This is a genomic window from Protofrankia symbiont of Coriaria myrtifolia (assembly GCF_900634755.1).
Taxonomy (GTDB): domain Bacteria; phylum Actinomycetota; class Actinomycetes; order Frankiales; family Frankiaceae; genus Protofrankia; species Protofrankia coriariae.
In genome coordinates this window covers 1-12,844 of record NZ_CAAAFS010000001.1, presented here as the reverse complement: position 1 = coordinate 12,844, position 12,844 = coordinate 1, and the positions used below count along the sequence as shown (strand labels likewise).

At 69.2% G+C, this 12,844-nt stretch carries 12 protein-coding genes; 8 read left to right on the top strand and 4 right to left on the bottom strand.

Going from position 1 to position 12,844, the window contains the following annotated elements:
• Window positions 1-49: 49 nt before the first annotated feature.
• On the bottom strand, window positions 50-1,033 hold the full coding sequence (locus CM1CMNOD_RS00060; RefSeq protein WP_202797651.1) for an iron-siderophore ABC transporter substrate-binding protein: 984 nt from the start codon (window positions 1,031-1,033) through the stop codon (window positions 50-52).
• Between the two features lie 380 nt (window positions 1,034-1,413).
• Here CM1CMNOD_RS00060 and CM1CMNOD_RS00055 point away from each other — a divergent pair, with 380 nt between their 5' ends.
• The 4 genes from CM1CMNOD_RS00055 (at window position 1,414) to CM1CMNOD_RS00040 (ending at window position 5,692) form a co-directional block, all read left to right on the top strand.
• Window positions 1,414-2,412, top strand: a complete 999-nt coding sequence (locus CM1CMNOD_RS00055) for a FecCD family ABC transporter permease (RefSeq protein ID WP_043602609.1) — start codon at window positions 1,414-1,416, stop codon at window positions 2,410-2,412.
• 99 nt (window positions 2,413-2,511) lie between these two features.
• On the top strand, window positions 2,512-3,591 hold the full coding sequence (locus tag CM1CMNOD_RS00050; RefSeq protein ID WP_043602608.1) for a FecCD family ABC transporter permease: 1,080 nt from the start codon (window positions 2,512-2,514) through the stop codon (window positions 3,589-3,591).
• 130 nt (window positions 3,592-3,721) lie between these two features.
• Window positions 3,722-4,537: an ATP-binding cassette domain-containing protein gene (locus CM1CMNOD_RS00045; protein WP_043604282.1), complete on the top strand. Its 816-nt coding sequence runs from the start codon at window positions 3,722-3,724 to the stop codon at window positions 4,535-4,537.
• Window positions 4,538-4,747: 210 nt separating this feature from the next.
• A complete protein-coding gene (locus CM1CMNOD_RS00040; RefSeq protein ID WP_013871624.1) occupies window positions 4,748-5,692 on the top strand; it encodes a methionyl-tRNA formyltransferase in 945 nt (314 codons plus the stop codon).
• A 105-nt stretch (window positions 5,693-5,797) separates the two neighbouring features.
• On the opposite strand, the gene CM1CMNOD_RS00035 is transcribed toward CM1CMNOD_RS00040, so the two are convergent.
• The 3 genes from CM1CMNOD_RS00035 to CM1CMNOD_RS00025 form a co-directional block, all read right to left on the bottom strand.
• A complete protein-coding gene (locus tag CM1CMNOD_RS00035; RefSeq protein WP_013871623.1) occupies window positions 5,798-5,929 on the bottom strand; it encodes a DLW-39 family protein in 132 nt (43 codons plus the stop codon).
• A 168-nt stretch (window positions 5,930-6,097) separates the two neighbouring features.
• The gene (locus CM1CMNOD_RS00030) at window positions 6,098-6,640 is read right to left on the bottom strand and encodes a YbhB/YbcL family Raf kinase inhibitor-like protein (RefSeq protein ID WP_013871622.1); all 543 of its coding nucleotides are present in this window, start codon (window positions 6,638-6,640) and stop codon (window positions 6,098-6,100) included.
• Between the two features lie 667 nt (window positions 6,641-7,307).
• Window positions 7,308-8,024, bottom strand: a complete 717-nt coding sequence (locus CM1CMNOD_RS00025) for a DedA family protein (protein ID WP_013871621.1) — start codon at window positions 8,022-8,024, stop codon at window positions 7,308-7,310.
• Between the two features lie 483 nt (window positions 8,025-8,507).
• Between CM1CMNOD_RS00025 and CM1CMNOD_RS00020 the strand changes: the two genes are divergently transcribed.
• The 4 genes from CM1CMNOD_RS00020 to CM1CMNOD_RS00005 all read left to right on the top strand — a co-directional run.
• Window positions 8,508-8,972, top strand: coding sequence for a nitroreductase family deazaflavin-dependent oxidoreductase (locus CM1CMNOD_RS00020; RefSeq protein ID WP_013871620.1), 465 nt, complete (start codon window positions 8,508-8,510; stop codon window positions 8,970-8,972).
• On the top strand, window positions 8,969-9,655 hold the full coding sequence (locus CM1CMNOD_RS00015) for a TetR/AcrR family transcriptional regulator (RefSeq protein ID WP_013871619.1): 687 nt from the start codon (window positions 8,969-8,971) through the stop codon (window positions 9,653-9,655). Before CM1CMNOD_RS00020 ends, CM1CMNOD_RS00015 begins: the two co-directional genes overlap by 4 nt.
• Window positions 9,656-9,857: 202 nt before the next feature.
• Window positions 9,858-11,264, top strand: a complete 1,407-nt coding sequence (locus CM1CMNOD_RS00010) for a dihydrolipoyl dehydrogenase family protein (RefSeq protein ID WP_013871618.1) — start codon at window positions 9,858-9,860, stop codon at window positions 11,262-11,264.
• 336 nt (window positions 11,265-11,600) lie between these two features.
• A partial coding sequence (locus tag CM1CMNOD_RS00005; protein ID WP_131773777.1) for a DUF4407 domain-containing protein occupies window positions 11,601-12,844 on the top strand: 1,244 nt, incomplete at its 3' end.

Here is a 12,844-nt window from a genome sequence, read left to right as displayed (position 1 = left end):
ACGTCGATCCGGCAGACGCGGGAGCCGAGCCGGCGGGCCCGCGGGGTCGCTACCCGGCTGAGCCGGGCGTCTTCAGCAGCGGCACCAACTGGTCGATGGCGTAGGGGATGCTGAGCACGCTGTTGAAGGTCAGTGCGGTGCCCACCGGCGGGTCGGCGTACGGCACGAACAGCGCCCGGCCCTCCCTGGCGACCTTCAGCCGGTTGTAGACGGGATCCGCCTTGACCCGCGCCTCGGCGTCGGACGCGTCCGTGACGAACAGCAGCCGGTCGACGTCGACGATGTCCAGCCGTTCGGAGCTGATCTCGGCCGCGAACTCCGGCCCGGCGAGCTGGCCGATCTGGTCGGGCACCTTGAAACCGATCTCCGACATGAACACCGACCGGGGATCGTTGGGTGAGAACACCGCATACTGCCCCGGCTCGTATGGGTCCACGATGGCCGTTGTCTTACCCGCGAAGTCCGGGTTGGCCTGACGCACGTCCGCGAACTTCTTGTCGATGGCGGCGATCAGGTCGTTGGCCCTGCTCTCCAGACCGACCGCCTGGCCGGCGGTGCGAGTCATCTCCTTCCACGGGGTGGCGAAGTCGTCATGCTCCTTCGACTGGGCGACGGTGGGAGCAATCTTGGAGAGGGTGTCGTACTGCTCCTGGGTGATGTCGGAGTACAGCGCGAGAATCAGGTCCGGTCTGATAGCCGCGATCTTCTCGAAGTTGAGCTCGCCGCGCTCGCCGACGATCTCCGGAGCCGTCCCCGCCCACAGCTTCCCGCTCCACGGCCAGTTGCCGTAGGGGCGCTCCCCGAACCAGTCGACGACGCCCACCGGCTTCACGCCGAGTGCGAGCAGCGGCTCGGAGTCGGTCAGGCCGACCGCGACGACCCGGGTGGGCTGGGCGGTGATCCGGGTCGAGCCGTACTTGTGAGCGACTGTGACCGGAAACGCACTCTGGCCGCTGTGGACGGACGACGGCCGGGGACTCGCAGCGCCCGTCTTGTCACTGCCGCAGGCGGCGAGCCCCAGCGCGATCGCCACGAAGACAACTACACACTGTAGTAAGCAGGAAACGGTGGGAACGCGCGCGGCACGCGGCGGCGTAGTGAACATCTGCTCCTCTTCGGGTTCAGCCGGACACATGGCCCGAAGGCCACGGATCCGATATCCGGCGGAGCGCATACTAAGGTAATATTTACCTAAATAACAAGGACTTCCCACCGATTGATGGTTTAGGTATACCTGCCCTAAGATTCTGTGACCATGAGGACCGCGTGACCAACAGGCTCCGAGTCGCATCAACGGGGACGACCGCCCCACCCAACTCCGTTCCGACAGGCACTGCTCCGACGAGCGCCACGCCGGCGGACGGGCCGGTCACAGGAAGGCCCGCTCCCCGGGCCGCTTCGGGACGGCGGGGGTTGCACCCGGCACGGCGACCGGTCCTGCTGGGGGCCTCCCTCTGCGTTCTGGCGCTCCTGTGCGCCCTGTCGATCGCCATCGGTAGCCGACCGGTACCACTGGACCAGGTCCTGCGAGTACTGATCCATCGTGACGACGGGGACGTCGAGGCCATCGTGTGGGGGCTGCGCGTCCCACGCACCCTGCTCGGTCTGCTCGTCGGCGCCGCCCTCGGTCTCGCCGGCACGATCATGCAGACGCTGACCCGCAACCCGCTGGCGGATCCCGGGCTGCTCGGGGTGAGCGCCGGTGCCACGCTGGCGGTCGTCCTGTCCGTGTCGGCGTTCGGGCTGACCTCGCTCTACGGCTACATCTGGTTCGCCTTCGCCGGCGCTCTGGCCGCCAGCGTGCTCGTGTACCTGCTGGGCGCCGCCGGGCGCTCCGGCCCGACCCCCGTCAAACTCGCCCTGGCCGGGGTCGGGGTGACCGCCCTGCTCGGCTCGCTGACCAGCGCCATCGCGCTGACCAGCCCGGAGGCGCTGAACCGCTACCGGTACTGGTCCGCGGGATCCATCGCGGGCCGCGACGGCACGCTCGTGGCGCAGGCCGCGCCGTTCGTCCTGACCGGGGTGGTGCTCGCGCTCAGGCTCGCGCCCGGGCTGAACAGCCTCGCGCTCGGCGACGACGTCGCCGCCGCCCTCGGCCGGCGGGTCGGCCTCATCCGGTTGCAGGGTGCCGTCGCCGTGACGGTACTCACCGGGGGTGCCGTGGCCGTGGCCGGACCGCTGGTCTTCATCGGACTGGTCGTCCCGCACGCCACCCGGATGATCGCGGGGGCCGACCACCGGTGGCTGCTGCCGACCTCGATGGTGCTGGCCTCCTGCCTGATCCTGGCGGCCGACGTGGTCGGACGGGTGGTCGCCCGCCCACAGGAGATCAACGTCGGCATCATCGTCGCCTTCCTCGGCGCGCCGTTCTTCGTCATGTTGGTCCGCCGCCGGCGTCTCGCGGAGCTCTAGCCGATGGCCACCCCGACCACGAGCACGAGCAGGCCAGTGTCCGCGGCCACCTCCGCGGCTGCGGCCACAGCTGCCTCCACGGCTGCGGCCAGCACAGCCGTGACCACGACCTACGGTCCGCTCAGCCTGAGCCGTGTCGGCGGCCGCACCGCCGTGCGGCTGGCCCGGCCCGCCGCGTCCGCCGTGCTGCGGCCACGGCTGGTGACGGTCTGTGCCGTCCTGGCCGCCGCCGCGTTCGCCGTCTTCTGCCTGGGGATCGCGTTCGGTGACTATCCGATCGGCATCGCCGAGGTCGTCCCGGCGCTGTGGGGGTCAGGGGACCCCGGAGCGCTGTTCGTCGTGCGTGAACTCCGGCTGCCTCGGGCCCTGGTCGGGCTTCTCGTCGGTGTCGCCTTCGGCATCTCCGGCGCGGTGTTCCAGACCATGACCCGTAACCCGCTCGCCAGCCCCGACATGATCGGGATAACCGCCGGCGCGCAGACCGCGGTCGTCGCGGACATCGTGCTCGGCTTCGGTGCCGGCCTCGGCAGCCAGCTGCTCGGCCTGATCGGCGGCCTCGCCACAGCGCTGGTGATCTATCTGCTGGCCTGGAAGGGCGGCACCTCCGGATACCGGATCATCCTGGTGGGCATCGGGGTGTCCTGGCTGTGCAGCAGCGCCACCGACTACCTGCTGGCCAGGGCCCGCCTTGCCGAGGCCGGGCAGGCCCTGGGCTGGCTGGTCGGCAACCTCAACGGCAGGAACTTCGACCAGGCCCGCCCGTTGGCGCTGGCCATGGCCGTGCTCGCCCCGGTCGCGCTGGCGCTCGGCCGGGTCACCCGCACCCTCCAGCTCGGCGACGAGGTCGCGTCCGGGCTGGGGGTCCCGGTCCAGCGCACCAGGCTGGCACTTATGATCACAGCGGTCGGACTGGTCGCCTTCGCTACCGCCGCGGCCGGGCCGATCGTCTTCGTGGCGCTGGCCGCCCCGCAGATCGCGCAGCGGCTGGCGAACCTCGCCTGGCCGCCCCCGCTCGCCTCCGGTCTCGCCGGAGCACTGATCGTGCTGTCCGCCGACCTGATCGGATGCCAGCTCCTGTCCGAAACCGAACTGCCGGTCGGCGTGGTGACCGGCGTGCTGGGCGCACCGTTCCTGCTCTGGCTGCTCGGCCGGGCGAACCGCACCGACTCCGGAGGCTGATCCCGTGACGTTCCAGCCACCATCCTGGCCGACGGCACCGGCTGACCTCCCCGACACGGGCTCCACGAGCAGCCGCCCCACGAGCGGCACCGCCACGGACGGCAGCCCCACGGACGAGCGTGGCCCGGGCCTGCCCGAGCTGCGGGCGAGCGGGCTGCGGCTGGCCTACGGCAGCACAGTGGTCGTCGACGACCTCGACCTGGTCGTCCCCGCCGGCCGGATCAGTGTGATCGTCGGCGCCAACGCCTGCGGCAAGTCCACGCTGCTGCGTGCGCTGGCCCGGCTGCTGCGCCCGCGGGCGGGCGCGGTGCACCTGGACGGGCGCTCCATCCACTCGATGCCGACCAGGCGGGTCGCCCGGCAGTTGGGGATCCTCCCGCAGTCCCCGGTCGCGCCCGCGGGGCTGACCGTGGTCGACCTGGTCGGCCGCGGCCGTTCCCCGCACCAGACCTGGTGGCGCCAGTGGTCCGCCGCGGACGAACAGGCCGTCACCGATGCGCTGCGGGCGACGGCCATGCTGGAGCTGGCCGGCCGGCCGGTGGACGAGCTCTCCGGCGGCCAGCGCCAGCGGGCGTGGATCGCGATGGCGGTGGCCCAGGGCACCCCCGTGCTGCTGTTGGACGAACCGACGACCTTCCTGGACCTCGCCCATCAGATCGACGTCCTCGACCTGGTCGTCGACCTGAACCGGCGGGAGAAGCGCACGGTGGTGATGGTCCTGCACGACCTGAACCAGGCGTGCCGCTACGCAGACCACATGATCGCGATGCGCTCCGGCCGCATCGTCACCCAGGGGCCACCCGCCGAGGTGGTGACCGCCGAGCTGGTGGAGGAGGTGTTCGGCCTGCGTTGCCAGGTGGTGGCCGACCCGGTCAGCGGCACCCCGCTGGTCATCCCGATGGGACGCCACCACAGCCCGAGGCCGGCCGCCGCCCTGAAGTCCTGAGGCCTGCGGCCGGTCCGGCCCCGAGCGGCCGACAGCCGACGGATGACGGATGACGGATGACGGATGGGCACCGAGCGGGCGCCGGCGGGATGTCCGGGACTCAAGCGGACATGTCGATAAAGATTAGGTAAGGTTACCTTAACTAATCTTCTACCGAATTTCCCACCCGCGAAGGGCGCCAAGCGGCTGTCCACGTCAAGGAGGAGCCCCATGCGGGTCGTCACGTTCGGCTACCAGACCTGGGGACATCGCACCCTGCGAGCCCTGCTGGACTCCGAGCACGAGGTGGCCCTCGCCGTCACACATCCCCACAGCGACCACGCCTACGAGAAGATCTGGGACGACTCCGTGGCCGACCTGGCCGAGGAGCACGGGGTTCCCGTGCTGATCCGCAGCCGCCCCGACGAGGACCTGGTACGCCAGCTGGAGAAGGTCGAACCGGACATCATCGTGGCCACGAACTGGCGCACCTGGATCCCCCCGGAGGTCTTCACCCTACCCCGGCACGGCACACTCAACGTGCACGATTCACTACTTCCCGCGTACGCCGGCTTCGCCCCGCTGATCTGGGCTCTGATCAACGGCGAGCGGGATGTCGGCGTGACCGCGCACATGATGGACGACGATCTCGACGCCGGCGACATCGTGCTGCAGCGGGCCGTGCCCGTCGAGCCGACCGACACCGCCACCGACCTGTTCCACAAGACGCTGGCCCTGTTCGGACCGATCACCGTCGACGGACTGGCGCTCATCGCCTCCGGCCACACCGACTGGGTCAGGCAGGACCGCTCCAGGGCCAGCTTCTTCCACAAGCGGTCGATCGAGGACAGCCGTGTCGACTGGACCTGGCCGGCCGAGGACATCGAACGCCTGGTCCGCGCGCAGTCCGACCCGTACCCGAACGCCTTCACGTTCCACCGCGGCGAGCGCATCCGGATCCTGTCGGCGGCGGTGTCGCAGGGACGCTACGGCGGCACGCCGGGCCGCGTCTTCATCCGCGAAGGCGACGGCATCGTGATCGTGGCCGGCGCGGACGCCCGCCGTGGGCACAACCGCGGCCTGGTGATCCGCCGGATACGCACCGACGACGGTGCCGAATACCCCGCCACCGAGTACTTCCGCACCATGGGTGGATACCTCACCAGCCACCCGTGACCGCGTCGCGGCGGTGCCGTTCCCGAGCACCACAAAATCGCGTGGCCGGGTCACACCGGGTCCGGCCCGTCGCGGCATCAGGGATCAGGGGCGAGAACCTTCGGATCAACTCGCGTTGATGGCGGTGGTCGCCTCGTGCCAGAGGTCGACCTCGTCCCTGCCCCGCCGGCGACGGACAACGGTCGCCACCGCGCCGGCACCGGCGACAACCGCGAGAACGACGAGCTTACGCAGCATGTCCGTCAACCTACCCGCGTCCGGCCATCCTGCCCACCGCCGTGATGCCGGAAGCCCACAGCCGGCTGTGACCGGCAGCCGTCAGCGCCGGCGGCGTCGACGGCTGCCGTGCCAGCCCTGCCAGCCCAGCCATGCCACGTCCAGAGCTGCCGGTCAGCGCTGGTGGCGTCAGCGCTGGTAGGTGGTCCGCAGCACGCCCCGGGCAAGGGTGTGGAACGCCAGGTTGAACCCCACGACCGCGGGCGTGACGGAGCTGTCCACACCGAGCGAGGGGACGTCGACGGCGTGCACCGCGAACACGTAACGGTGTGGACGGTCCCCCGGAGGCGGTGCGGCACCTCCGAAATCGGCCGTCCCGTAGTCGTTGCGCACGTGGAAGGACCCAGCCGGCAGGCCGGCTGGATCGCCGTTTGCCACCCCGTGGGCCAGCTCGGTCACGCTGGCCGGGATGTCGACGAGGAGCCAGTGCCAGAAGCCGCTGCCGGTGGGGGCGTCCGGGTCGAAGGTGGTGACGACGAAGCCGCGCGTCTGTGCCGGGAACCCGGACCAGCGCAGGTGCGGCGAGGCGTTCGCACCGTCGGCCGAGGTGTGCGCGAACTCCTTGGTGAGCGCGTCCCCGTCTGCGAAGTCGTCACTGGTAAGGGTGAACGACGGTACGACGGGCAGAACGTCGAACGGATCCGGGGGAGTACCGCGGTCGAGCAGGGACATCAGCCAACCTCACTTCTTGTAGTTCTCCAACCGAACTTCTGTAATTCCTGTGGTTCCTGTGGTGGTTCTTCGGCAGGCCGGTACCGGAGATCGCCCGTGTCCGCCCCGGCCGCCCCGGGAAATACCGTCACCCGTCTACCACCCACCGGCCATGGCCGGACACGCAGGGGATGAGCGGCAGCCTCCCACGCGGTCTCCTGAAGCGGCCTCCCGAAAAGAAAATCAGGCCATATGTGGATGTCCCGTCATGGCCGCGACAGGCGACGGGCCACGCCGCGACTTTGTGCACCAGAGCGGGACGCACCAGCGGCCCAACAGCACGTTGGGAAGCCCCAGCCAGGTTTTTGGCACCAGGGTGGGACGCGGCGGACCCTGGACGGCTAAGGTGGGGTACGTCCCGGTGGGGTGGCCACCGACTCCCCCCGTGTCGGTGGCCACCCATCGGGACCCTTTGTTTTCAGGCCGGTTGTTTCCGGCGCGGGCCCGGCCCAACTACCTGGCTGTGGCGGCTCTCTCCGTTGCGGCCGATTCCATCGCCGATCATTCGTTCCCCGCGTTCCCCCGTCGGTTTCCGATTGGTTCCGCCGACCGGTTGATCCGGCGAGGGCCACCGGATCAACCGGTTCCGGTGATCAGCTGGTTCCGGTGATCCGGCGGGGCCTGCTGGTCAGTCGGTTCCGGCGGTCCGGCGGGACCGGGCGGAGTGCCGGGCCCCGACCGGCGCCGCGCCCGGGCCGGAACGCCCACCCCGGCGCCGGGCCCGCAGCAGCTCGAACCCGATCGGAATCACCGACAGCAGCACGATCCCAATGAAGATCTTCTCGACGTTGTGCGCGATGAACTCGATCTTCCCGAGGAAGTAGCCGATCACCGTCACACCGGTACCCCACAGCAGCCCGCCGGCAATGTTGAACGTGACGAACAGCCGGTAGTTCATGCCGCTGACCCCGGCAACGATCGGGGTGAACGTCCGCACGATCGGGACGAAGCGGGCGAGGATCACCGAGCGGGGGCCGTACCGATCGAAGAAGTCATGGGCCTTCTCCACGTTCTCCTGCCGGAACAGCCTGGAATCCGGGCGCCGGAAGAGCGTGGGGCCGACCTTGCGCCCGAACAGGAAGCCCGTCTGGTCACCGGCGATCGCGGCAATGGAGATCAGCACGCAGGCCAGCCACAGCGGGGTCGACAGCGTGCCGTTGGAGACGAGCAGCCCCACCGTGAACAACAGCGAGTCACCGGGCAGGAAGAAGCCGATCAGCAGCCCGGACTCCGCAAAGACGATCAACAGGATGACGAACAGACCCGCCTTGGCCAGATGCTCCGTGTTCAGGAAGCTCGGGCCGAGCGCGAGAGTCGTCGAAGCAAGCGTGGACGCGGTCAACACGGTGGCGGGCCTCCGGAAGCGGCTCGGGATACCAGGCGGCTGGCGGCCGATTCGGTTCCCGCCTCGACCGGGCACTCCTCGAAGTGACAACGGACCAGCGCCGACCCGGCTGGCCCGACCGACGAAGAGCAACGCGGTCACGACCGTCCGCGTTACTGACCGCCCGCCAGCTCACCAGATCGAAGCTTGGCTGCCCGACAGCGTATCCAGTGGGGCCACGGGAGGTGCCGCGACCCCGCTGTGACGTCTCGTCACGCCGGCGCGGACATCCGCGCCGGCCGCATCCGACACCCCTGCCACGCCCGCCGCGCTCCGCCCCGGCGCAGCGACGTTGCCGGTCGACCCGGGCGGGCAGGCACATGCGCGGTTGAACCGCATGACAAACCGAATCTGCGCGATAGACTCGGCTAACACCGTTAGCCACATCTGTGACCACCAACATCAACCATGCGGTGACATCACCGCGCCCGAAGGAGATCAGCCATGGCCGAAGCGGACAAGATCTACTACCGCAAGCCCGGCCGGTTCACCCGACATGTCTTCAACAACCTGGTCGCGGGCTTCACCCGGGCCGGTGTCAGCATCTGGGGCAGCCGCGTCCTGGAGGTGAAGGGACGGACCAGCGGGCAGCCCCGCCGGGTCCCGGTCAACCTGCTCAACCATGAGGGCGGGCAGTACCTGGTCGCGCCGCGAGGCGAGACCCAGTGGGTACGCAACCTGCGCGCCGCCGACGGCAACCTCGACATCCTGTTCGGGTGCCGCCGGGAGCACCGGAGTGCCCATGAGGTGGCGGACGCGGACAAAGCGCCGATCCTGCACGCCTACCTCCGCCGTTGGAAGGCCGAGGTCGGAGTGTTCTTCGACGGCGTCAGCGCGGACTCGACCGACGAGGAGATCGCCCGCATCGCGCCGAGGCATCCGGTGTTCGTCATCGACCCGCTCGCATGACGCGGTCCGTTCCCTCCCCGTGCGCCGATTCCTCCCCGTGTGCCGATTCCGCCCAGCGTGCCGATTCCGCCCCATGCGCACCGTCCCGGTCGCGTGCGCTCAGCCCCCGCGCCGCGGAAATCATCGCCGCGGGCAGGCGACTGCTCGAGGCGGAAGGAGCCGACGCCCTGACCATGCGCCGGCTCGGCGCCGAGCTCGGCATCCAGGCGCCCTCCATCTACAAACACCTGCCGGGCAAGCATGCCGTCGAACTGGCCCTGGTCGACGAAGCACTGGCCGAGATCGGCCAGGCCCTGCATCAGGCGGTGCGCCATCCCGGAGCAGAGGGCAGCATCGCAAGCGTCCTGACCGCCTACCGTGAGTACGCGCTTGCCCACCCGAATCTGTACCGCCTGGCCACCAGCTCCCGCCTGCCCCGTGGCTCGACAACACCCGGCCTGGAGGAGTGGTCCGGCGAACCGTTCTTCCTGGCGACCGGCGACCCGCAGGTGGCGCAGGCCATGTTCGCCTTCGCCCACGGCATGGTCATCCTTGAGCTGGACCAGCGTTTCCCCACCGGCTCCGACCTGCGACGAACCTGGGAGGCCGGCGCCGACGCCTTCGCGTCCGCGCGCGGGTCACGGTCCGCCACCAGCACCGCTGTGCCCGTCCCCTGGCCCGCGCCCGAGACCGAGACCCGTTGACAGCGATCGGTGGCGGCCCGTCCCGTCCGTACACCCTCGAAGCGCCCGAGGAGCGGGTTTTTTCCAGAACTTCCAAGCTCGAATTTTGGACGCGCGTCCGAGCGCAAAAAACATGATCACGACATGATCGCGCTGCCTCCGGCCATCCAGCGGGTACCCCTGGTCTACCGGGCACAGTCCGCAGGCGCACAAGGGGGCCGGCATGCACGAGGTCGACACGCACGAGGCCGATGTGATCGTGATCGGAGGCGGCCCGGCGGGGGAGAACGTCGCGGGCCGATGCGCGGACAACGGGCTCACCGTCTCGATCGTGGAGCGCGAACTGGTCGGCGGGGAATGCTCGTACTGGGGATGTATTCCGAGCAAGACGCTGCTGCGCCCCGGCGACGTGCTCGCCGCGGCCAGCCGTGTTCCCGGTGCCGCACAGGCGGTCACCGGTACCGTCGACGCCGCCGCGGCCTTCGCGTGGCGCGACTACATGACCGGCGGCTGGGACGACAGCGGCCAGGTGCCCTGGCTGGACAGCAAGAAGATCGCACTGTTTCGCGGGGCCGGCCGGTTGGCCGGGACCCGGACAGTCGAGATCACCGGCGATGACGGGGCCAGGAGGCTGACCGCGAGACGGGCGGTGGTCATCGCGACCGGGACGGTCGCGGTCGTCCCGCCAGTCGACGGCCTGCGCGACGCGCGTCCATGGAACAACCGGAGCGCCACCGCGGCAACCTACGTGCCGCGCCGGCTGCTGGTGGTCGGTGGCGGCGCGACCGGGGTGGAGATGGCACAGGCGTTCCACCGTCTCGGGTGCCCACGGGTGACCATCGTCGAGGCCGCCGGGCGGCTGCTCGCGCGGGAGGAACCGTTCGCAGGGGAGGAACTGCGCGCGGCTTTCCAGGCCACGGGCATAGAAGTGATCACTGGTGTGCCACTGGTGTCCGCGCGCAGGCAGGACGGCGACTCGACGGTGGTGACGACGCTGGCCGACGGCAGCCGGATCAGTGCCGAGGAGATTCTCGTCGCCGTCGGTCGCCGACCGGCAACGGCGGATCTGGGCCTGGACATGGTCGGGCTGGCCCCCGGCCGGTTCGTCGACGTCGACGGCTGGATGCGGGCAACCGGGGTGGACGGGGGCTGGCTCTACGCCGTCGGTGACTGCAACGGCCGGGCGTTGCTGACGCACATGGGCAAGTACCAGGGCAGGCTCGCCGCCGACGTCATCCTCGGCCGCGACGTCCCGGCCGCCACGGACGTGGTGCCACGGGTGATCTTCACCGATCCCCAGGTCTGCGCGGTGGGCCTGACCGAACAGCAGGCCCGGGACGCCGGCCTGCCGGTACGGAGCGTGACCTACGGTACGGGCGACGTGGCCGGCGCCCAGGTGCGCAGCCGCGCCAGCACCACGTCCAGCGGGAGCAGCAAACTGGTCATCGACTCCGAACGATCGGTGATCGTTGGAGCGACGTTCGTCGGCCCGGACGTCCAGGAAGTGCTGCACGCCGCGACCGTCGCCATCGTCGGCGAGGTACCCCTGGACCGCCTGTGGCACGCGGTCCCGTCATTCCCCACCGTCAGCGAAATCTGGCTACGCCTCCTCGAACAATACGGCCTGTAGATCGCCATCTTCCGTCCACCGCCCTCCGTCCGCTGGACCGATACCGGCCGTCGCCGTCCCCGCGCACCGTCGTGGCTTCGGAAAGACAACGAACGGCCCGCGGACGAAGCATCCAGAAGCGCACCCCCGGCGGACATCACGGATGAATCCGGCCACCGCGTGGACACAGGTATAAAGTTGTCGTCCCGGGAGGTGTCGTTCCCGGTCATGGAGCACGACGGGGGAGCTCTGAATGAAGGTCCATCTGGATTTACGAAGATCATGTGTGAAATTCCCTGATCCAGTGGCCGTGGGACGCGTGCCAGCCGTCGAAAACGCGCGGCTGGCCGGTAAAACGTGAACCGTCTACTCGTCGTTGCCGGGATCGACCCGGCACACGTCACCGTGTTCACCGACCGAGCCCGGTACACCTGCGCCGCCCTGTTCATGGCGCTCTACTACGTCTATGCGACAGCCGGCTGCACGTTCTTTCTGATGATTGCGACCGGGGGCGGGATTTTCCCCGGAGTCCTCGTCGGCCTGCTGGTCGCGGCGGCCGTGGTGGTTTACGACAGATTCCTGCTGTCCCAGGTGAGCGTCGACTTCTCCGATCTCCACGAGGAGGACGCTCGACCGCACGGCCGGCCGAGGATCGGCAGCTACGCGATCAGAGTCGTGATCACCCTGCTCATCGCGGTCATCGTGACCGACCCGCTGGTCCTGAAGATGTTCGACAGCGAGATCACGGCGGAACTCGGCCGGCGGCACACCGACCGGACAGCCACGCTCAACGCTGTGGTCGAGCAGGTCAGAAGCGCTCAGCTCGCCGCGCTCGACGATGAGATCAAAAATGACCAGAACCAACTCGAGGCCGCCAGTACGGCCGTCGGGAAGGCATTCACCGCGGTCACGGACGAGCGCGAGGGACGAGGAGCCACCGGCCTGGCTGGAAACGGCCCCGTATTCAAGCTTCTCAACGATAACTACGCAAAGGCGGTCGCCCGGCAGAACGAGGCCGCGGAAACCCTTGCCACCGCACAGTCGAACAGGTCGGCGAACATCGAACGGATCAACGGTGACGCTAGTAGACAGACGGCGGAGAACAATGACAGCGCACCGCCGCCCGCCGGCGTTCTCGACCATCAGGACGCGTTGCTGGCAGTGCTCCGCCACAACCTGCACGCGCTTCTGGTCTGTGTAATGATCTCTCTGCTGCTCATAGCTCTCGACCTCGCGGTGCTGTTCATCAAGCTGGCCGGCCGCAACAGCGCCTACGAGATCTCCGTCGCCGCCGCGAGCCGTTCCCGACTACGGGTCATGCTCGCCTCGTCCAGGGCCGACGAGGATGTCGATCTCATGGAGATCCGGCTGCGAGCCGAACAGGCGAAACGAGATCTGCGCCATCACTACTCGGCCTCCCGGGATCGTCGGGTGACCGGTGACAACATCGGACAGACGAAACGAGATCCGCGCCGTCGCCATGGGACAACCGGGACAAAAAAGCCCAGGGCTCGCCGGGCGCGACGATGGCCACATCGTTACGAGGCGAACAGCGCCGAGGAGGAGCTGAAAGGAACGGTGTACACCTCCGAAAACAGGCT

Excerpts from the sequence above, each read along its gene's own strand:
- CM1CMNOD_RS00020 (WP_013871620.1), top strand. The coding sequence starts at position 8,508 with ATGGCCGAAGCGGACAAGATCTACTACCGCAAGCCCGGCCGGTTCACC.
- CM1CMNOD_RS00015 (WP_013871619.1), top strand. The coding sequence starts at position 8,969 with ATGACGCGGTCCGTTCCCTCCCCGTGCGCCGATTCCTCCCCGTGTGCC.
- CM1CMNOD_RS00010 (WP_013871618.1), top strand. The coding sequence starts at position 9,858 with ATGCACGAGGTCGACACGCACGAGGCCGATGTGATCGTGATCGGAGGC.
- CM1CMNOD_RS00030 (WP_013871622.1), bottom strand. The coding sequence starts at position 6,640 with ATGTCCCTGCTCGACCGCGGTACTCCCCCGGATCCGTTCGACGTTCTG.
- CM1CMNOD_RS00035 (WP_013871623.1), bottom strand. The coding sequence starts at position 5,929 with ATGCTGCGTAAGCTCGTCGTTCTCGCGGTTGTCGCCGGTGCCGGCGCG.
- CM1CMNOD_RS00040 (WP_013871624.1), top strand. The coding sequence starts at position 4,748 with ATGCGGGTCGTCACGTTCGGCTACCAGACCTGGGGACATCGCACCCTG.